A 17513-nucleotide genomic window follows, 5' to 3' on the forward strand; every position below is an offset into this window, starting at 1 on the left:
GTCCCCGGGCAGCCGGCAAAAAAGTCGACAAATTTCCGTTCGACGGGCTTGCAATCCCCCAAGGCAGGGGTTAGACACCGGCCTCGTTACCAACGACCTGCCGGCGCCCCCATCGTCTAGCGGTCTAGGACGCTGCCCTCTCACGGCAGAAACAGGGGTTCGAGTCCCCTTGGGGGTACCATTTTTATTCCAGCGCCATGCGCTGTGAAACGCGGTCGCGTACGCTTCCCAGGAACTGACATCCGTGCGGCGCGCAAACAACGTGTCCGTCGACGTATGGCCTTCGCGCACGTTTTGGAACGTCTCATCAAATCATGAGCTTGGCCTGATCGACCGGCGTTTCGCACGCGGTCGCTTTGCCGTATCGCGGTGCCGTTCTCCGTCAGGTCGTGAAGGCTTCGGACCAGGACGATCTGGGTCGTGACGGTCTCAGGTCGCTGCGATGTCAGGCGGAGAACACCAGCGTGGTTGCTTATTTCTCGCTGGCGCTGCTGCGCCGCGAGGGCTGTGCCGGGCCCGGCAGGATCGGTGCCTGGGGCTGCTGCGAGCGCGTGTTCGCATCCGCCTTCATCCGTCCGCGCGCGGCGCGGATGCGCGCTGCGAGCGATTGCGTGCGCTCGCCGGTCTCTTGGGTGCCGTCGCCGCGTGCGGCCCGCTCCTGAGGCTTTTCTGGTGTCTCAGGCGCCGCCGATGTCGCGTCCCCGGTTTTCCCGGCCTTGGCCGCTTCCTCAATCTCAACCTCAACCTCCGGCTCGGCGACGGCGTCGCGGGGGAGGAAGGCGTTCGCGTCCTGGGCCGAAGTGGCTTCGACGGCGGAAGGTGTTTCCGCCAGCGTGGAGAGATCCTCGTCGGTGCCGATGGCGGCGACGACGCCGGCCGCGAGTTCGGCAAGCTGATCGCGCAGCGCGCGCATGTCGTCGTTGCCGTAGAGTTCGGCGCGCAGGCGGGCGTTGTCGGTCTCGAGTCTGCGGGTGCGGTCGAGAACGCCGGCGGCCGATCCGCCGTCCCCGGCCTCGCCATCGTGTTCCGCCTGCTGTTCGGCAAGGATCGACAGGCGGGCGATTTCGGCCTGGGCGGCGACAAGTTTCGATTCCGCCGCGAAAAGCCGGTCATCCCGGTCACGCATGCCCTTGCGCATGCGGGCGAGGTCCTCGCTTCCGCGTGGCTGCTCGCCGGTGTCGGCGGCGCGATCGGCCGAGCGCTGGGCGCGCTCCAACTGGCGCTTGAGGGCCTCGATCTCGGTCTCGAGACCGGAAACGGCGGAGCGATGCGCGGTGCGCTCCGCTTCCCGGGCCGCCTCGATCTGTGCGGTGTCGGGAGACTGGTCGCTAATGCCCTCACCGGCCACGGAGGGGGCTTCAGGCGGGCGGGCGGTTTCCTCGGCCGCGGACACGAGGCGCTGCACCGTGCGTTCCAGCTCGCGGATGCGGGCCCTGGCGCGGGCCAGGGCTTCCTCATGGTCTGCCATCTCGCGGCGCAGGGTGTCTTCGCGCGCCATCGCCTCCGAAAGCGCCTGCTCGCGGGCGCCAAACTCCTTGCGAAGATCGCTGGCGACATGCTCCGCCCGGTCGCGGGCGATGCGGTTTTCGGCGGCGCTGCGTTGCAGCCGCTCCACGCCGGCCTCGAGCCGCCGGTACTCGACGGCGTGGGCGGCGCGCAGCGCGCCGATTTCGGCGCGGGTCTCCGCGTGGGTCATCGGGCTGGTTGCCTCGACGGCGCGGCGCGTCAGGCGTACGGCGCGGCGCCAGATGGAAGGCATGATCGCGATGGCCAGAAGACCGGCGATGCAAAACCCGAGCGCCACATACATCGCCGCTTCGATCAAGACGGTTCACCACTTTCTGCAGGATCGTGCAAGATCCGCCCCGCCCGCCATCGCTCCAGCACTTGTGCGCGGGCGGCAGCGGCAAGGGCAGGACGGGCGGAAAAGCCCCGTGCAAGACACCTTACGGTTCCCGCCCTTGCTTACCTGACGCGGGCGCGCGCGCCAAGCCGGCAGGCCGTATCCTGTCGTTTTTTCGGAGGCTGCGGCCTGGCAGCCACGCCACGGGGGCACCAGTGGCGGTCCCTCGCGGCGTGGCGGATCCCGGCCTTGCGGCTCAGAACGGGTTCCAGGTGGGCTGCTCGGTGAACTTCAGATAACCGACGTTGACGCCGAGACGGGCGCCCAGTCCGGCCCGCACCGGAACCACGTAGATGTCGTGGTTCGACAGCACCGTCATGCCGAAGCCGCCGATCAGATAGGCCGAGCCGTTGACGCCGACATAGCGACGGTACATGGCCGACGTATCGGGCAGATTGTAGATCAGCATCATCACCCGGGCGCCGTCGCCGCCGATGTCCCAGCCGAGCGAGGGACCCTGCCAGAACACCTTGTGGGTGCCGGCGTTGCGGGTGAAGAGCTGGCCCTCGCCGTAGCGCGCGCCGGCGATGATCGCGCCGGAGCCTTCCTCGCCGAGCACATAGCCGTTCGGCTGCCCGTACTGCTGCACGGCACGCTCGATGACGGAGGCGAGGCCGCCCGACACTTGGCCGAAGAAATGGTGGCCGGCGTTGACCAGTTCGCCCTGACTGTATTGCTCGGGAGCCTGCTGCGCGCGGGCGGCGGGGGCGGCCGCGAGCACGAGAAGGGAAACAAGAAGCGCAAGCGACAGCGCCACCCAGGGCGCCGGGCCGGCATTGCGCCGCATTGCCGCGACAGACGAGACTGCTCGTTTGGAACTCATGTGGTCAGGTCCTTCCCGCTTGCTGACGTTCAATCGCGTGACGCTTGCCGCACCAGCGTCACGCTTCCCGTTCCGGTGCGTTGCGCGGCCCGTCCGGCCGCCTTCCCGCGCTCCCCGTGCGGATCCGCTGGAAACGTGCCGGCAAGACCGCCCGTCAGGAATTGCCGCGGTTGCGGCTGCGGGCGAATTGAAGGCACAGTCGATCCGATGCGGAGGCGGGACTGATTCGGTGTCAGAGTGTAAGAGAAATCGGAAGACATTGTGGAGGCCGCGCGGCGACGTGCAGGCACCGCGTATTTCCGTAGCGTTCGTGATGCTTGTACTGGCGTTGACCGCCTGCGCGTCCGTCGCGCCCGCCAGGGCTCTCGACTATGCCACCGACCCGATGCGCGGCTATGCGCTCGACGGGCGCGACCCGGTTGCCTATTTCACCGAGCACCGGGCGGTCGCGGGCAACGAGAAACTCTATTATTCGTGGCGCGGCACGAACTGGCTGTTTCGCAACGAAGGCAACCAGGCGGCCTTCGTGAAGGCGCCGCACGTCTATGCGCCGGCCTTCACCGGCTGCGATCCTCACGCGCTCGCGCAAGGGTTTGCCGTTGACGGAAATCCGGGGATCTTCGCCCTGTTCGACGGCAGGCTTTTGATCTTTCATTCCGACATCAACCGGTTCCTCTTCCTGGCCGACCCGGACGAGAGCTGGCGGGTGGCGGAGGACAAGGCCGAGCGGCTGGGCTGCATCCCGTGACGGCGCGCGAGACGGCTGGCCACGAGAGCGTGCCCCGTCGTGCCCGTCGATGCCTTGGCAGCGCCGAATCCCGGGTGTAACGCTTTTTCACGGCCTGCGAATCGCGCTGGCCGATGCCAGCTTCTCGAGGACGACCGAATGACCTCCATCGACGATCTCAGCGCCCTGGATCTCGCCGCCCTTGTCGCCAGCCGGGTATGTCACGACATCATCTCTCCGGTGGGAGCGATCACCAACGGGCTTGAAGTGCTCGACGAGGAGAATGGCGAGGACATGAAGGAATTCGCCATGGACCTGATCCGCAAGAGCGCGCGGCAGGCCTCGGCGAAGCTCCAGTTCGCCCGCCTTGCCTTCGGCGCCGCCGGATCGGCTGGCGCGGAGATCGACCTTGGCGACGCCCATTCGGTGGCCGCCGGTTTCCTTGCCAATGAAAAGGCCGACATCGCCTGGGAAGTGCCGCGCCTGCTCATGGCGAAGAACCGGGTCAAGCTGCTGCTCAACCTGATCCTGCTCGCCAACCAGTGTGTGCCGCGCGGCGGCCTGATCACCGTCTCGATGACGGGCGAGGCGTCCAATCCGACTTTCGAGTTGAAAGTAACGGGATCTACAACCAAGGTTCCTTCGCTTGTTCTTGACCTAACGTCCGGCCGCGAGCCGGAGAGGATCGATGCACACACGGTGCAGCCGGTTTATACGATCCTTCTTGCACGCGAGTCGGGCATGAATTTAGAAGTCATTAAGCAAGATGACGGAGTAAGAATTACTGCGACCGCTAAAGACTGAACTCGTTGCAGCCTTGCTGGAAAGATTTCAGCCTATCTTAACAGTTTGACGCTCATTGTTCGACGAACGGGATGGGGATCCGGGTGCAGGCCCGGGTCTAGTACCAGTAACCAGTCGGGTGAGCGTTGCCATGGACGACCTGCTTAGCGAGTTCCTTACAGAAACGAACGAGAGCCTCGATGTCGTAGACGTCGAGCTTGTGAAGTTCGAACAAGAACCTAACAACGCGAAGATCCTCGATAACGTCTTCCGTCTGGTTCACACCATCAAGGGGACCTGCGGGTTCCTCGGACTTCCCCGTCTCGAAGCGCTGGCGCATGCCGGCGAGACGCTGATGGGCAAGTTCCGCGACGGCGCCTCGGTGACCCAGGAAGCGGTTTCGCTCATCCTGTGCTCCATCGATCGCATCAAGGAGATCCTTGCCGATCTCGAGGCGTCCGGCGGCACCGAGCCCGAGGGCAGCGACGACGATCTCATCTCCGAACTCGAGCGCATGTCGCTGTCGGCAGTGACCGGCGATGCGGCTGTCGCCAAGGCGGCCGAGCCCGCTGAGAAGGAGGCCGCGGCCGAGACGGTCGAACAGTCTCTCGAGCGCCCTCTGCGTGTGGGTGAGGTGTCTCTCGACGAACTCGAGCGGGCGTTCCGCGAGGCCGAGGTCGAGGTCGACCTTCCGGTCGGCGCGGAGCCCGATGTCGCGGCCGAGTCGATGCCGGCTCCCGTGGCCGCCGCGGCTGCCGCCGCAGCCGTCGCCGCGGTCAAGGAAGAGGTGAAAGCCGCTTCCAAGCCGGTCGCCAAGGAAAAGGAGCCGGAGGAGAAGGGCGAGAAGAAAGCGTCCGTTTCCAGCCAGTCGATCCGCGTTGCGGTCGAGACGCTCGAACATCTGATGACGATGGTGTCGGAGCTGGTGCTGACGCGAAACCAGCTTCTCGAGATCTCCCGCCGGCACGAGGATTCCGAATTCAAGGTTCCGCTGCAGCGCCTTTCCAACGTGACCGCCGAGCTGCAGGAAGGCGTCATGAAGACGCGCATGCAGCCGATCGGCAACGCCTGGCAGAAGCTGCCGCGTATCGTGCGCGATCTCAGCCAGGAGCTGGACAAGCCTATCGAGCTGGAGATGATCGGCGCCGATACGGAGCTTGATCGCCAGGTTCTGGAGCTGATCAAGGATCCGCTCACCCACATGATCCGCAACTCCGCCGATCACGGTCTGGAGATGCCGGTCGACCGCCGTGCGGCCGGAAAGACGGAAAAGGGCACGATCACCCTTTCCGCCTATCATGAGGGCGGCCACATCATCATCGAGGTCAAGGACGACGGCCGCGGCATCGACGTGGACCGGGTCAAGGCCAAGGTTCTCGAGCGCGGTCTCGCTGGCGAGGCCGAACTGGAGAAGATGACGGATCAGCAGATCCACAAGTTCATCTTCCACGCAGGCTTCTCGACGGCGGCCAACATCACCAGCGTGTCCGGCCGTGGCGTCGGCATGGATGTGGTGCGCAACAACGTCGAGCTCATCGGCGGCTCGATCGACCTGCGCTCGGTTCCGGGGCGCGGCTCGAGCTTCATCATCAAGATCCCGCTGACGCTCGCCATCGTCTCGGCGCTGATCGTCGAGGCCGGGGGCGACCGCTTCGCCATCCCGCAGCTTTCGGTGGTCGAACTGGTGCGGGTGCAGACCAACTCGGAGCATCGCATCGAGCGCATCAAGGACACACCGGTCCTGCGCCTGCGCAACAAGCTGCTGCCGCTCGTCCACATGTCGCACCTGCTTGGCTTCGACAGCCCGGATGCCGGCACGGATATCGATGACGACACCGGCTTCATCGTGGTGATGCAGGTCGGCAGCCAGACCTTCGGCGTGGTCGTCGACGGGGTGTTCCACACCGAGGAAATCGTCGTCAAGCCGATGTCCTCCATGCTGCGCAACCTGACCATGTTCTCCGGCAACACCATCCTTGGCGATGGCGCGGTGATCATGATCATCGATCCCAACGGCGTCGCCTCGGCCATGGCAAGCCATGCCTCCAGCGTGGTCGCGGAGACCGAGCGCAAGGAAATCGAAGAGGCGATCACCGCATCGCTCGACGGCCAGAGCAGCGTCTCGATGCTTCTCTTCCGTGCCGGTTCGCCGGAGCCCAAGGCCGTGCCGCTGTCGCTGGTCACGCGTCTGGAGGAGTTCGAGGTCTCCAAGATCGAGCACTCCAACGGCCGCGACCTGGTCCAGTACCGCGGTGCGCTGATGCCGCTGGTCTACATCGATCCGATGCAGACCCGCCGCGGCGAGGGCACCCAGCCGATGCTGGTCTTCTCGGATGCGGGCCGCTCCATGGGCCTCGTGGTCGACGAGATCGTCGACATCGTCGAGGACCGGATGAACATCGAGGTCGGTTCCGACCGGCCGGGGGTCCTCGGGTCCGCGGTCATCAAGGAGCGCGCCACGGAGATCATCGATCTGGGCTACTACCTGCCGCAGGCCTTCGAGGACTGGTTCATGCGCAAGGAGATGGACATCTCCGCGCTGACCAAGAAGGTGCTGCTGGTCGACGACAGCGCGTTCTTCCGCAACATGCTGACGCCGGTGCTCAAGGCGGCCGGCTACGATGTGACCGCGGTGACGGGCGCCCGTCAGGCCTTCGATCTGCTGGAGAATGGCGACATGTTCCACGCCATCGTCAGCGACATCGAGATGCCGGAAATCAACGGCTTCGAGCTTTGCGAGTCCCTGCGGCGCGACCCGCGCTTCCGCAAGATCCCGATCCTGGCGCTTTCGGCGGTCGTCTCGCCGGCCTCGATCGAACGCGGACGCCAGGCCGGCTTCGACGACTATGTCGCGAAGTTCGACCGTCCGGGCCTGATCGCCTCGCTCAAGGATATGTTCTCCGGTGAATTGGAGATTGCGGCATGAAACACAATGACAACATCTCGGCCGCCGCGGCAGACACGATCCAGTATGTGACCGTGTTCATCGGCGGGCAGCTTTTCGGACTTCCCATCTCCCAGGTGCACGATGTCTTCGTGCCGGAGAGCGTGACACGGGTGCCGCTTGCGGCACCCGAGGTTGCCGGTGTCCTCAACCTGCGCGGCCGCATCGTCACGGCGATCGACATGCGCAAGCGCCTGCACCTGCCGAACCGCGACGAGAATGCGCAGGTGATGGCGGTCGGCATCGAGCACAAGGGCGAGAGCTACGGTCTGGTGATCGACAAGGTCGGTGAGGTGCTGCGCCTTTCCAACGAATCGCAGGAGCCGAACCCCTCCAACCTGGACAAGCGCTGGGCGGAAATCTCCGGCGGCGTGCACAGGCTGGATGGCAAGCTGATGATCATTCTCGACATTGGTCGCCTGTTCGGCGTCATGTTCGAGCCGATGGCCGCGGCCTGACCATCGGTCCGTTGTTCTGACTTGCCGGAAGACGGCACTCGGGAGCAAGCAAGATGAAACACTGCCTCGTCGTCGATGACTCCAGCGTGATCCGCAAGGTCGCCCGCAGAATTCTCGAGGACCTTTCCTTCGAGATCTCCGAGGCCGAGAACGGCCTCAAGGCCCTTGAGGCCTGTCGCAAGCGGATGCCCGACGCCATTCTTCTCGACTGGAACATGCCCGAGATGGACGGCCTCGAGTTCCTTCTGTCGCTTCGCAAGGAAGAGGGCGGCGAAACGCCGATCGTGGTGTTCTGCACCACGGAGAATGACGTCGCCCACATTACCAAGGCGATCCGTGCCGGGGCCAATGAGTACATCATGAAGCCGTTCGACAAGGACATCGTGGAAGCCAAATTCCAGGAAGCCGGGCTTCTCTAGGACACGGGGCCAAAAGGCATGATCGTTCAATCTCCGGCGCGCCCCACTGGCGGCGCGTCACAGCTGGATTGCGTCCGCGTCATGGTCGTGGATGACTCCGTTGTCATTCGTGGCCTGCTCAGCCGCTGGATCGAGGAAGATCCGGCCCTGAAGCTGGTCGCCTCCCACCGCAACGGCCGGCTCGCCGTCGAAGACATCGAGCGTTCCGATCCGGACGTGGTGGTGCTCGACATCGAAATGCCGGAGATGGATGGCCTCACCGCGCTTCCGCTCATGCTGAAGAAGAAGCGCGATCTGATCGTCGTCATGGCCTCGACGCTGACCCGCCGCAATGCGGAAGTCAGCCTCAAGGCCCTCTCTCTGGGCGCTCAGGACTATGTCCCCAAGCCCGAGAGCCAGAGCCAGATCTCGACCTCGATCGACTTCCGGCGGGAGCTCATCGAGAAGGTCAAGGCGCTCGGCCATCGCAAGGTGCGCATGCGCACCACGGGTCGGACGATGAGAGCCTCGACCACTGCCGGCCAGACGACCGCGCAGCCCCCGGTGTCGCGCCTGGCATCCGCCCAGGCCGGCTACACAAGACTTGCCGCACAGCCCTCGGCCGCCGCGGCGGCCGGCATCATCACGCGCTCCTATTCGAGCGTTCGTGCCCGGGTGCTTGCCATCGGCTCGTCGACCGGTGGTCCGCAGGCGCTGCAGCAGCTCTTTACCGATATCGGCAGCGCGATCGGCGATGTTCCGGTGCTGGTGACCCAGCACATGCCGCCGACCTTCACCGCCATTCTCGCCGAACACCTGGCCAAGGCGTCCGGGCGTCCGGCGCGCGAAGCGGAGAACGGCGAAGTGCTCAAGCCCGGCCATATCTACGTCGCGCCGGGCGGATTGCACATGGTGGTCGAAAAGGAGGGAACCAATACGGTCGCCCGACTGCTCGACACGCCGCCCATCAATTTCTGCAAGCCTGCCGTCGATCCGATGTTCGACAGCGTGTCCAAGGTCTTCGGCTCCGCGACGCTTGCCGTCGTGCTGACCGGGATGGGCCACGATGGTGCGGTCGGCGTGCGCACGATTGCCGCCGGTGGCGGCAGCGTGATCGCCCAGGACGAAGCCTCGAGCGTCGTCTGGGGCATGCCAGGTGCAGCTGCCAATACCGGCCAGTGCAGCGACATCCTGCCGATTTCCCGGATCGGTCCGAAAGTTGCCGGATTGCTGAGTGGAGGCTCCAGGTGATTGCGTCCCAATTCGAATTCCTGCGGCAGTATCTGAAGACCCAGTCCGGTCTCGTGATCACGCCGGAGAAGCAGTACCTGGTGGAAAGCCGCCTTCTGCCTGTGGCACGCCGTCATGGCCTGCCGGGGCTGTCGGAGCTGGTCCAGGCCATGCAGCGTCCCGGCGCCAGCCAGATCGCCAGCGACGTCGTCGAGGCGATGACCACGAACGAGTCGTTCTTCTTCCGAGATAACACGCCGTTCCAGCACTTCCGTGAGGTCATGGTTCCGGCCATGCTCAAGGCGCGTGCCGACCGGCGCTCGGTGCGGATCTGGTGCGCGGCCGCCTCCACCGGCCAGGAGCCCTATTCGCTGGCCATCTGCCTGAAGGAGATGGCGCAGAAGATCGGTGGCTTCCGCTTCGAGATCATCGGCACCGACCTGTCGAACGAGGTGCTCGAGAAGGCGCGCAACGGCATCTACAGCCAGTTTGAGGTGCAGCGCGGCCTGCCGATCCAGATGCTGCTCAAGTACTTCACCCAGAAGGGCGATCTCTGGCAGGTCAACCCGGACATCCGCTCCATGGTGCAGTGGCGCAAGCTGAACCTGCTCGAGAACTTCTCCTCGCTCGGCACGTTCGACATCGTCTTCTGCCGCAACGTGCTGATCTATTTCGACCAGCCGACCAAGATCGGGGTTCTTCAGAAGATCTCCAAGCAGATGGCACCGGACAGCTATCTGGTGCTGGGCGCGGCGGAAACGGTTGTCGGGCTTACCGATGCGTTCCGTCCGGTCAAGGACCTGCGCGGTCTCTACCAGCCGTCCGCTGCCGCCGGGGCCGGCGGTGCGCCGCTGACCGCGCGCTCGCGCTTTCAGGTTGCCGGCTGAGGCGGATCTTCCGCTCGATCGCAAACGATTCAAGGGGCCTCGCCGATCCGGCGGGGCCCTTTTTTGTTGGCCGGATCTGCCGGCTGGCCGTCACGTCGTGGCTGCGGCCTCGGCGCGGAATGTATCGAGCAACATCTTTCCCGCATCGCGCACATGGTCGGCAAGCAGCGCCTCGGCGCGGGCGCTGTCGCGGGCGCGGCAGGCATCGAGCAAGGCGCGGTGCTCGCGGTTGGAACGGTCCGAATAGTCGAGCCGGCGGATGGCAATCTTGAGGTAGCGATCCGCCGCGTCGTTCAAGAGGGCGATGTGGGCGAGCAGGCGCGGGCGGGCACAGGCCTCGTAGAGCGTCAGATGAAACGCCTTGTTGAGGCGCCCGAACTCGGACAGCGACGCGCTCTCGAGCTCGTTCTGGATCACGGCTGCTCTGTCGATGCGGCTGTTTGAAAGCTCGGGAATGGCCAGGCGCAGCGCCATCGTCTCCGCCATCGCGCGCATCTCGTAGATTTCGTTCAGATCATCGAGATCGATGGGCGCGACGGCCGCGCCGCGGTTGCGCACCATCTCGACGAACCCCTCCGCCTGCAGGATGCGAAGAGCCTCGCGCACGGGCATCCGGCTCGTGCCGAAGAGGGCGGCGAGCTGCTCCTGGCGCAACGGCGCGCCAGCCGCCAGCTCCCCGCCGATGATGCGCTCGCGCAAACGGTCTGCAATCGCCCGGGTCTGGTCGTCGCCCCCGGAGCGCGAAGGTTGACCGGTCGCGCCGGTCGAACTGCTTGCCAAGATCTCCGTCTCCCGCATGTCCGCAGGCCCTGCCAGAAGCTCCGCCTGCGCGGTTTGACAGGGCTCTATCATTTTCGTATTCATAATTGCAAATTGGATCCAATAGAGGTGATGCGATGACAGTTTCGAGATTGCGCGACATTCCGGGCATCAATGTCGACAAGATGGGCAATGCCGCCGACGCCATCGGCGACCCGGACATGCTGCGTCTGGAGAATCTGGACACGGACATCGCTCCGCCGCCGGCGGCGGTCGCGGCGACGCTCGCGGCGGTGACCCGCGACGCGGCGAACAGCTATCTGCCCTTCCTTGGCATCCATGAACTGCGCCGAGCGGCGGCCGCGCGGGTCTCCGCCGACACTGGCGTCACCTTCGATCCGGAAAGCCAGTGCATTGTTTCGGCCGGTGGGTTGAGCGGCGTCCTCAACGCGCTGCTGGCGGTTCTCGAGCCCGGCGACGAGGTGATCATCACCGACCCGGCCTATGCGGGGTTGTTGAACCGCATCCGCCTCGCCGGCGGCGTACCCAGGCTCGTGCCGCTCGTCGTCAGGGACGGAGGCTGGCGGCTCGATCTCGACGCGCTGGCGGCCGCGCGCGGACCCCGGACGCGGGCGATCCTGACAATGAGCCCGTCGATGCCATCGGGCATCGTTCACAGCCGCGAGGAATGGCAGGCGATCTGCGATCTTGCCGTGGCGGCGGATGCCTGGCTCATCCATGACGCCGCCATGGAGCGCATTCTCTACTCGGATCAGCCGATGCTGCACCCGCTTCACTTCGACGGCATGGCGCAGCGCACGATCACCGTCGGCAGCGTCTCCAAGGAATACCGCATGATCGGCTGGAGGGTCGGCTGGATCCTCGGTCCGGCGGGGATCATCAACGACATTGGCCTCGTCAGCCTGAGCAATGTGGTCTGCCAGGTCGGTATCGCCATGCCGGGCGCGGCGGCAGCACTGAAAAGCGCGGACGACGGCATCCAGGGGGCGGTGGCGGCCTGGCGCGGACGGCGCGATCTCATCCTGAGGGAACTTGCCGACCTGCCCGTCGTCAGGCCGGACGGCGGCTGGTCGCTGCTGATCGATACGGTGGCGCTCGATCTGGCGCCGACGCGGGCGTCGGAACTGCTGCTGGAGCGTGGTGGCATCGCGGCGACGCCAATGACCGGCTGGGGGGAGGCGGCATGCGCCGGGCGCTACCTGCGTTTCGTCTTCGCCAACGAGCCGGAGGCGCGGCTGACCGGCATCCGCGAGCGTGTGCGGCGGGCCTGGGCGCTCTGAGAGAGAGCGGCTTTGCCCTTCAGTCGGTCGATGCGCAGTGGCGTATAAACGCGAAAAAGCCCCGCTTTGGCGGGGCTTTAACACGTCCGGCGGGGACAGCCGGTCAGGGACGGTCGCGCGAGCTCCCGACCCGGCCGGTGACGGCCGGTGTCAGGCAGTCCGGTCGATCTGTCTCAGGCGGCCTTTTCCTCGGGCTCGCGCAACACATAGCCGCGGCCCCAGACCGTCTCGATGTAGTTCTTGCCCGCGGTCGCGGCTGCAAGCTTCTTGCGCAGCTTGCAGATGAAGACGTCGATGATCTTCAGCTCGGGCTCGTCCATGCCGCCGTAGAGATGGTTCAGGAACATCTCCTTGGTCAGCGTGGTGCCCTTGCGCAGTGAAAGGAGCTCCAGCATCTGGTACTCCTTGCCGGTCAGGTGGACGCGCTGGCCAGCGACCTCGACAGTCTTGGTGTCGAGATTAACGACCAGATCGCCCGTCGTGATGACCGACTGGGCATGACCCTTGGACCGGCGGACGATCGCATGGATGCGCGCGACCAGTTCGTCCTTGTGGAACGGCTTGGTCATGTAGTCGTCGGCGCCAAAGCCGAGACCGCGCACCTTGTCCTCGATGCCGGCAAGACCCGAGAGGATCAGGATCGGCGTCTTCACCTTGGAGACGCGCAATGTCCTGAGAACCTCGTAGCCCGACATGTCGGGCAGGTTCAGGTCAAGCATGATAATATCGTAATCATAGAGTTTGCCGAGGTCGATACCTTCCTCGCCAAGATCCGTTGTGTAAACGTTGAAGTTTTCAGACTTCAACATCAACTCGATGCTCTGCGCCGTGGCGCTGTCATCCTCGATCAACAGGACACGCATACCAATCCCCTTTGTTTGCCTATCCTGGGCAAGACGCGCCGGTGGTAACGCCTTCCGGTGCGAAGGACTGCGATTAACCTCGACTCACTGTGTGAGACAATGGTTAACAAATTCTGATTCACACCTGCAAGCACCGATGAGACAAGGTTGGAAATCTTTTCCAACAACCTGAAAAACCTGCGGAAATCCTGTCCGTAAATTCTTCAAGTTTCACATTAACAAGCCGCATCAAACGACTCAAGTGACTCAATCTCTACGCCGGTCACGGTTCCCAGGACGGCTCACCATCCAGAAATCCCTCACGATTAGGATTAACCAAACTCGTAAATGATAGGTTACCGTAACGCCGATTTCGCAATCGCGTCTTAAGGGAGTGTTGAGGGTCGCATGGAGCCATTGTTCGCGGAGCTCGAGGCATTGATGTCGGCGGAGATCTACGGTCGCGTGGTGTCCGTGCAGGGATTGCTGCTGGAAGTGGCCGGGCCAATTCACGAAATGAGCGTCGGCGCGCTGCTGGCGGTGGAAAGCGGGGAAGGCGGCGCGCCGGTCTTTGCCGAGGTCGTCGGCTTCCGCGAGGGGCGGGCGCTGTGCATGCCTTTCGCCGGTCTCGAGGGCGTGCGCATGGGCTGCCGGGCGGTGCTGGCCTCGCGCGAGAGCCTTTCCCATCCCTGCGAGGGCTGGCTCGGGCGCGTGATCAACGCCATGGGCGATCCCATCGACGGGCGCGGCCCGCTGCCGAGCGGCGGCGTGGCGCGGCGCCTGCGTTCAACGCCGCCGCCGGCCAACGAGCGCGGCCGCGTGGGGCCGCCGCTCGACCTGGGCATTCGCGCTCTCAACACGTTCGTCACCTGCTGCCTGGGGCAGCGGATGGGCATCTTCGCCGGTTCGGGTGTCGGCAAGTCGGTGCTGATGTCGATGATCGCGCGCAACATGGCTGCCGATGTCGCCGTGATCGGCCTTATCGGCGAGCGCGGCCGCGAGGTGCAGGAGTTCATCGAGGACGACCTGGGAGAGGAGGGCCTTGCCCGCTCCGTCGTGGTGGTGGCGACCTCGGACGAGAGCGTGCTGATGCGCCGCCAGGCGGCCTATCTGACGATGACGGTGGCGGAGCATTTCCGCGACGACGGCAAGAACGTCATGTGCATGATGGATTCGGTGACCCGCTTCGCCATGGCGCAGCGCGAGATCGGATTGTCCATCGGCGAGCCGCCGACCTCCAAGGGCTATACGCCGACGGTGTTCACCGAGTTGCCCAAGCTGCTGGAGCGCGCCGGCCCGGGCCGCGGTGGCGTCGGTTCGATCACCGGGCTGTTCACGGTGCTGGTGGAGGGCGACAACCACAACGAGCCGGTGGCGGATGCGGTGCGCGGCATTCTCGACGGCCATATCGTCATGGAGCGGGCCATCGCGGAGCGCGGCCGCTATCCGGCGATCAACGTCTTGAAGTCCGTGTCGCGCACCATGCCGCGCTGCGTGCCGGAGGCGGCGGTGCCGGTGCTGCGCAAGGCCAAGGCGCTGATGGCGACCTATTCCGACATGGAGGAACTGATCCGCCTGGGTGCCTACAAGCGCGGCTCCGATGCGCTGGTGGACGAGGCCATCCGCCGCCATGACCCGCTGGAGACCTTTCTGGGGCAGGGCAAGGGAGAGGCGACGTCGCTGTCGGCGGGCTATCTCGAACTTGCCAACCTTTTGGAAATGACTCTCGGATAGCGTGTTTGCGGTAGAGGGAGTTTTGAGTAATGAAGTCGCGTGAGAGTCTCATTCGTCTGAAGCAGTTCCAGGTCGACGAACGTCGCCGGCAACTGGCGCAGATCGAATCGATGATCGACGAATTCAAGCGCATGGCGCAGGAACTCGACGATCAGATCGTCTCGGAGCAGCAGCGCGTCGGCATCACCGACGTGGGCCATTTCGCCTATCCGACCTTCGCCAAGGCCGCGGCGCAGCGTCGCGACAATCTGCTGAATTCCGCCGAGGAACTGAACGGGCAGCTCGAGGCGGCCCGCGAGGACCTGCGTGCCGCGCTGGAGGAGCTCAAGAAGTTCGAGCTTCTCGAGGAGCGCGACCAGATGCGCGATCGCAACGAGCGCGAGGCGGCCGAGCAGGAAGAACTCGATGAGATCGCCGGACGTCGTCAGGTGCAGTCCTGAAAGGATGACCCGGACGTCGACCCCTGAACCGCCGGTCCGCGCTTTGGACCGGTGACGCCGTCGGCCAGGCGCGATTCCGGCCGAGTTGCTTTCCCCGAAATTTCCAGCATCCGGACATTGGTCGCCGCGCGCCGCGGTTGCCGTTGCAGCTTGCGCGTGGGATCAAGCCCGCCATGTGGACGATCAGACATTCCGAATCGGGCGACGCGCCGCTGGCCATCGAGATCTGGCGCCGGTCGGTCGATGCGACCCATGACTTTCTCGCCCCCGAAGACCGGGCAGAGATCGAGGAACTGGTGCGCGGTTTCCTGCCCGAGGTGCCCCTGACCTTCGCCGAGGTGGAGGACGGGCGCGCCGCGGGCTTCATGGTGCTGAGCGAAGGGCATCTCGAGGCGCTGTTCATCGACCCGCAGATGCGCGGACGCGGTGCGGGGCGGGCCCTCGTGGAACACGCGCTTTCCCGGTTTCCCGCGTTGCTGACGGATGTCAACGAGCAGAACGCCCAGGCTGTCGGCTTCTATGAGCGTATGGGCTTTTCGGTTGTCGACCGATCGCCGCGCGACGACCAGGGCAGGCCCTATCCGCTCCTGCACCTGCGGCACGGCGCCGCCGCGCGCAGCTGAGATCCCCGGACCTGACGAAGACATGTGGCGCCGGGCGAGCGTCGCCCCTATGTTCGCTTCGCGTTCCAATCGGAGACTTCGCTTGCGCCGCCTGTTCCTGTCGCTCCTGCTGCCGGTCGCCACGGCTGCCTTCGTGCTCGGGCTGATCCTTCCGCTCATGGAGCTCGAACGGCTCTATGTGTTCACCGACCGGCCGAGCCTGCTGCAGTTGCTGCAGGGGCTTTGGAGTGATGGCGAGACGTGGCTGGCAGCGGTCGTCGCCTTGTTCTCGGTGATCTTCCCGGCAGCCAAGATCGTGGCGCTGCACGTTGCCGTCGTCTCAGAGCGCTCCGGCTTCGCGCTGACGCTGCTGCATGCGCTCGGCAAGTGGTCGATGATGGACGTGATGCTGGTCGCGCTTGTCATCTTCGCCGCGAAAACAAGCGGCTTCGCCAGCGCCGTGACGCTGCCGGGTCTGTGGTGCTACGGCGCCGCGGTGGTCGCCAGCGCGCTTTCGGCCGCCCTGGCGCGGCGCTGACGTGCCGCCGGCGGACGGGTGGAGAGAACCGTCACGAAAGACTGGCGTCGGGGGTTTCGGTCCCCGGGGAAGGGGCGTTTTTCGAGGCGCCGCCGTCGGCGTTCGTGTCGGCATTCCGGCTTTGGCGATAGGCTGACAGCCAGCGCACGGCCTGGCTCTCCGGCAGGCGAAGGTGCTTGCAGCGCAGATGGGCGAGGCCGAGGAACACCTGGTCGGTGGTCTCCGCCCGCAACGCCAATGCGATCATGTCCTCGATCCCGGCCTGGAAGATGGCGTGCTGCACGGTCTTGAGCGGCGTCTCGGTCTTGCGGCCAAGAATCTGGAAGGCATCATTGATCCGTCCCTCAGCCAGCAGCACCAGGATCATCGAGCCGAAACGGTAGTCGCCACGCTCGACCAACCGCCATATCTCGTCCACGTCCGTCGTCTCGAGGAAGATCGAGAACCGGCGTTGCAGATCCTGGCGTATCTCCTCGGGTGCCGTCAGGTCGCGGGGGTCCGTGCCGGCCATCACCGCCTCGAGACGCAGGCGGGTCGCGGCGTTGACGTGGGGGATCAGCCACTCGCAGATGAGCGGCGTCAGGTCGGGCCGTTCGCTCATGCGCTCGCGCAGCGGGGCGTCGGAGAGGGAGCGTTTCGCCAGCGTCCGCAGTGCCCAGTCGGACAGCGGGCTCTGGACGTTGCCGGCGACGGCGCGCCAGACCTGGGGAGAGCCGCGCTCGACCAGCGTGTCGGACACCCGGCACGGCATACCGACGCGCTTGGCGATGGAGGTCAGGTGCGACTGCGGCATGCGCCGGGCAAGCTTCAGCAGATCGGCCTCGTTGAGGCTCGGGCTTAGCTCGAGCATGGGCGCGGCGATGGTGATGTCGTCGCAGGCGAGCCGATAGGCCACCTTGTTGGGCGTGTCGCTCCAGGGGGCGATGCGCCGCGAAAGGCGTGCGCGCTCCTCGCGGCCGGAGTTGTCGAGAAGCTTCAGGATGATATCGCAGTAGAGTTCGAGTTCCGCGTCCGTGTGCCGGCCAACGCGGTCCAGAAAGATGTCGGCGACGCGCTGCAGCAATCGGCCGCGCGCTTCGGGGGATGGATTTCTGGCTAGCTTCAGCAATGCTTCGAGCATCGTGGGCCTTCGTCGTTCGCTCCC

General features: G+C 65.2%; 17 protein-coding genes and 1 tRNA gene. 13 read left to right on the forward strand and 5 right to left on the reverse strand.

Annotated features, from left to right (window positions below):
- The first annotated feature begins 105 nt into the window (after nucleotides 1–105).
- Nucleotides 106–181: transfer RNA gene (locus ACSLUQ_RS18945), tRNA-Glu, on the forward strand.
- A 291-nt stretch (nucleotides 182–472) separates the two neighbouring features.
- On the opposite strand, the gene ACSLUQ_RS18950 is transcribed toward ACSLUQ_RS18945, so the two are convergent.
- Both ACSLUQ_RS18950 and ACSLUQ_RS18955 read right to left on the reverse strand, forming a co-directional pair.
- A complete protein-coding gene (locus tag ACSLUQ_RS18950) occupies nucleotides 473–1825 on the reverse strand; it encodes a hypothetical protein (RefSeq protein ID WP_461809419.1) in 1353 nt (450 codons plus the stop codon).
- Between the two features lie 274 nt (nucleotides 1826–2099).
- Nucleotides 2100–2726: a DUF1134 domain-containing protein gene (locus ACSLUQ_RS18955; protein ID WP_417773047.1), complete on the reverse strand. Its 627-nt coding sequence runs from the start codon at nucleotides 2724–2726 to the stop codon at nucleotides 2100–2102.
- 280 nt (nucleotides 2727–3006) lie between these two features.
- Between ACSLUQ_RS18955 and ACSLUQ_RS18960 the strand changes: the two genes are divergently transcribed.
- From ACSLUQ_RS18960 to ACSLUQ_RS18990, 7 genes are all read left to right on the forward strand, one after another.
- Entirely contained in the window at nucleotides 3007–3474 is a 468-nt protein-coding gene (locus ACSLUQ_RS18960; RefSeq protein WP_417773048.1) for a YHS domain-containing (seleno)protein, read from the forward strand.
- 138 nt (nucleotides 3475–3612) lie between these two features.
- Nucleotides 3613–4257: a histidine phosphotransferase ChpT gene (gene chpT, locus ACSLUQ_RS18965; RefSeq protein ID WP_417773049.1), complete on the forward strand. Its 645-nt coding sequence runs from the start codon at nucleotides 3613–3615 to the stop codon at nucleotides 4255–4257.
- A gap of 130 nt (nucleotides 4258–4387) precedes the next feature.
- Entirely contained in the window at nucleotides 4388–7162 is a 2775-nt protein-coding gene (locus ACSLUQ_RS18970; RefSeq protein ID WP_461809420.1) for a hybrid sensor histidine kinase/response regulator, read from the forward strand.
- Nucleotides 7159–7638, forward strand: a complete 480-nt coding sequence (locus ACSLUQ_RS18975; protein WP_417773051.1) for a chemotaxis protein CheW — start codon at nucleotides 7159–7161, stop codon at nucleotides 7636–7638. The genes ACSLUQ_RS18970 and ACSLUQ_RS18975 overlap by 4 nt, the downstream gene beginning before the upstream one ends.
- A gap of 53 nt (nucleotides 7639–7691) precedes the next feature.
- The gene (locus ACSLUQ_RS18980) at nucleotides 7692–8057 is read left to right on the forward strand and encodes a response regulator (protein ID WP_417773052.1); all 366 of its coding nucleotides are present in this window, start codon (nucleotides 7692–7694) and stop codon (nucleotides 8055–8057) included.
- A gap of 18 nt (nucleotides 8058–8075) precedes the next feature.
- Nucleotides 8076–9287, forward strand: coding sequence for a protein-glutamate methylesterase/protein-glutamine glutaminase (locus ACSLUQ_RS18985; RefSeq protein ID WP_417773053.1), 1212 nt, complete (start codon nucleotides 8076–8078; stop codon nucleotides 9285–9287).
- Nucleotides 9284–10153: a CheR family methyltransferase gene (locus tag ACSLUQ_RS18990; RefSeq protein ID WP_417773054.1), complete on the forward strand. Its 870-nt coding sequence runs from the start codon at nucleotides 9284–9286 to the stop codon at nucleotides 10151–10153. Before ACSLUQ_RS18985 ends, ACSLUQ_RS18990 begins: the two co-directional genes overlap by 4 nt.
- Before the next feature lie 90 nt (nucleotides 10154–10243).
- Here the strand turns inward: ACSLUQ_RS18990 and ACSLUQ_RS18995 are convergent, their stop codons facing one another.
- Complete coding sequence (locus ACSLUQ_RS18995) at nucleotides 10244–10933, reverse strand: GntR family transcriptional regulator (protein WP_461809421.1); 690 nt, start codon at nucleotides 10931–10933, stop codon at nucleotides 10244–10246.
- Between the two features lie 116 nt (nucleotides 10934–11049).
- Here ACSLUQ_RS18995 and ACSLUQ_RS19000 point away from each other — a divergent pair, with 116 nt between their 5' ends.
- Nucleotides 11050–12213, forward strand: coding sequence for a pyridoxal phosphate-dependent aminotransferase (locus ACSLUQ_RS19000; protein WP_461809422.1), 1164 nt, complete (start codon nucleotides 11050–11052; stop codon nucleotides 12211–12213).
- Between the two features lie 173 nt (nucleotides 12214–12386).
- On the opposite strand, the gene ctrA is transcribed toward ACSLUQ_RS19000, so the two are convergent.
- Complete coding sequence (gene ctrA / locus ACSLUQ_RS19005) at nucleotides 12387–13076, reverse strand: response regulator transcription factor CtrA (RefSeq protein ID WP_417773057.1); 690 nt, start codon at nucleotides 13074–13076, stop codon at nucleotides 12387–12389.
- A gap of 387 nt (nucleotides 13077–13463) precedes the next feature.
- On the opposite strand from ctrA, the gene fliI reads away from it, so the two are divergent.
- From fliI to ACSLUQ_RS19025, 4 genes are all read left to right on the forward strand, one after another.
- Nucleotides 13464–14789, forward strand: coding sequence for a flagellar protein export ATPase FliI (gene fliI, locus ACSLUQ_RS19010; protein WP_417773058.1), 1326 nt, complete (start codon nucleotides 13464–13466; stop codon nucleotides 14787–14789).
- Nucleotides 14790–14818: 29 nt separating this feature from the next.
- The gene (gene fliJ / locus ACSLUQ_RS19015; RefSeq protein ID WP_417773059.1) at nucleotides 14819–15229 is read left to right on the forward strand and encodes a flagellar export protein FliJ; all 411 of its coding nucleotides are present in this window, start codon (nucleotides 14819–14821) and stop codon (nucleotides 15227–15229) included.
- Nucleotides 15230–15402: 173 nt separating this feature from the next.
- Nucleotides 15403–15852: an acetyltransferase gene (locus ACSLUQ_RS19020; protein WP_461809423.1), complete on the forward strand. Its 450-nt coding sequence runs from the start codon at nucleotides 15403–15405 to the stop codon at nucleotides 15850–15852.
- An 82-nt stretch (nucleotides 15853–15934) separates the two neighbouring features.
- The gene (locus ACSLUQ_RS19025; RefSeq protein ID WP_461809424.1) at nucleotides 15935–16369 is read left to right on the forward strand and encodes a paraquat-inducible protein A; all 435 of its coding nucleotides are present in this window, start codon (nucleotides 15935–15937) and stop codon (nucleotides 16367–16369) included.
- A 31-nt stretch (nucleotides 16370–16400) separates the two neighbouring features.
- Here ACSLUQ_RS19025 and ACSLUQ_RS19030 read toward each other — a convergent pair whose 3' ends face one another.
- Nucleotides 16401–17489, reverse strand: coding sequence for a DUF2336 domain-containing protein (locus ACSLUQ_RS19030; protein ID WP_461809425.1), 1089 nt, complete (start codon nucleotides 17487–17489; stop codon nucleotides 16401–16403).
- Between the last annotated feature and the right edge of the window lie 24 nt (nucleotides 17490–17513).

The organism is Stappia sp. ICDLI1TA098, assembly GCF_054880955.1.

Bases quoted from the DNA above. Each gene is read 5' to 3' on its own strand.
- ACSLUQ_RS18955 (WP_417773047.1), bottom strand. From the start codon at position 2,726: ATGAGTTCCAAACGAGCAGTCTCGTCTGTCGCGGCAATGCGGCGCAAT.
- chpT (WP_417773049.1), top strand. From the start codon at position 3,613: ATGACCTCCATCGACGATCTCAGCGCCCTGGATCTCGCCGCCCTTGTC.
- ACSLUQ_RS18970 (WP_461809420.1), top strand. From the start codon at position 4,388: ATGGACGACCTGCTTAGCGAGTTCCTTACAGAAACGAACGAGAGCCTC.
- ACSLUQ_RS18975 (WP_417773051.1), top strand. From the start codon at position 7,159: ATGAAACACAATGACAACATCTCGGCCGCCGCGGCAGACACGATCCAG.
- ACSLUQ_RS18980 (WP_417773052.1), top strand. From the start codon at position 7,692: ATGAAACACTGCCTCGTCGTCGATGACTCCAGCGTGATCCGCAAGGTC.
- ACSLUQ_RS18985 (WP_417773053.1), top strand. From the start codon at position 8,076: ATGATCGTTCAATCTCCGGCGCGCCCCACTGGCGGCGCGTCACAGCTG.
- ACSLUQ_RS19000 (WP_461809422.1), top strand. From the start codon at position 11,050: ATGACAGTTTCGAGATTGCGCGACATTCCGGGCATCAATGTCGACAAG.
- ctrA (WP_417773057.1), bottom strand. From the start codon at position 13,076: ATGCGTGTCCTGTTGATCGAGGATGACAGCGCCACGGCGCAGAGCATC.
- fliI (WP_417773058.1), top strand. From the start codon at position 13,464: ATGGAGCCATTGTTCGCGGAGCTCGAGGCATTGATGTCGGCGGAGATC.
- fliJ (WP_417773059.1), top strand. From the start codon at position 14,819: ATGAAGTCGCGTGAGAGTCTCATTCGTCTGAAGCAGTTCCAGGTCGAC.
- ACSLUQ_RS19020 (WP_461809423.1), top strand. From the start codon at position 15,403: ATGTGGACGATCAGACATTCCGAATCGGGCGACGCGCCGCTGGCCATC.
- ACSLUQ_RS19030 (WP_461809425.1), bottom strand. From the start codon at position 17,489: ATGCTCGAAGCATTGCTGAAGCTAGCCAGAAATCCATCCCCCGAAGCG.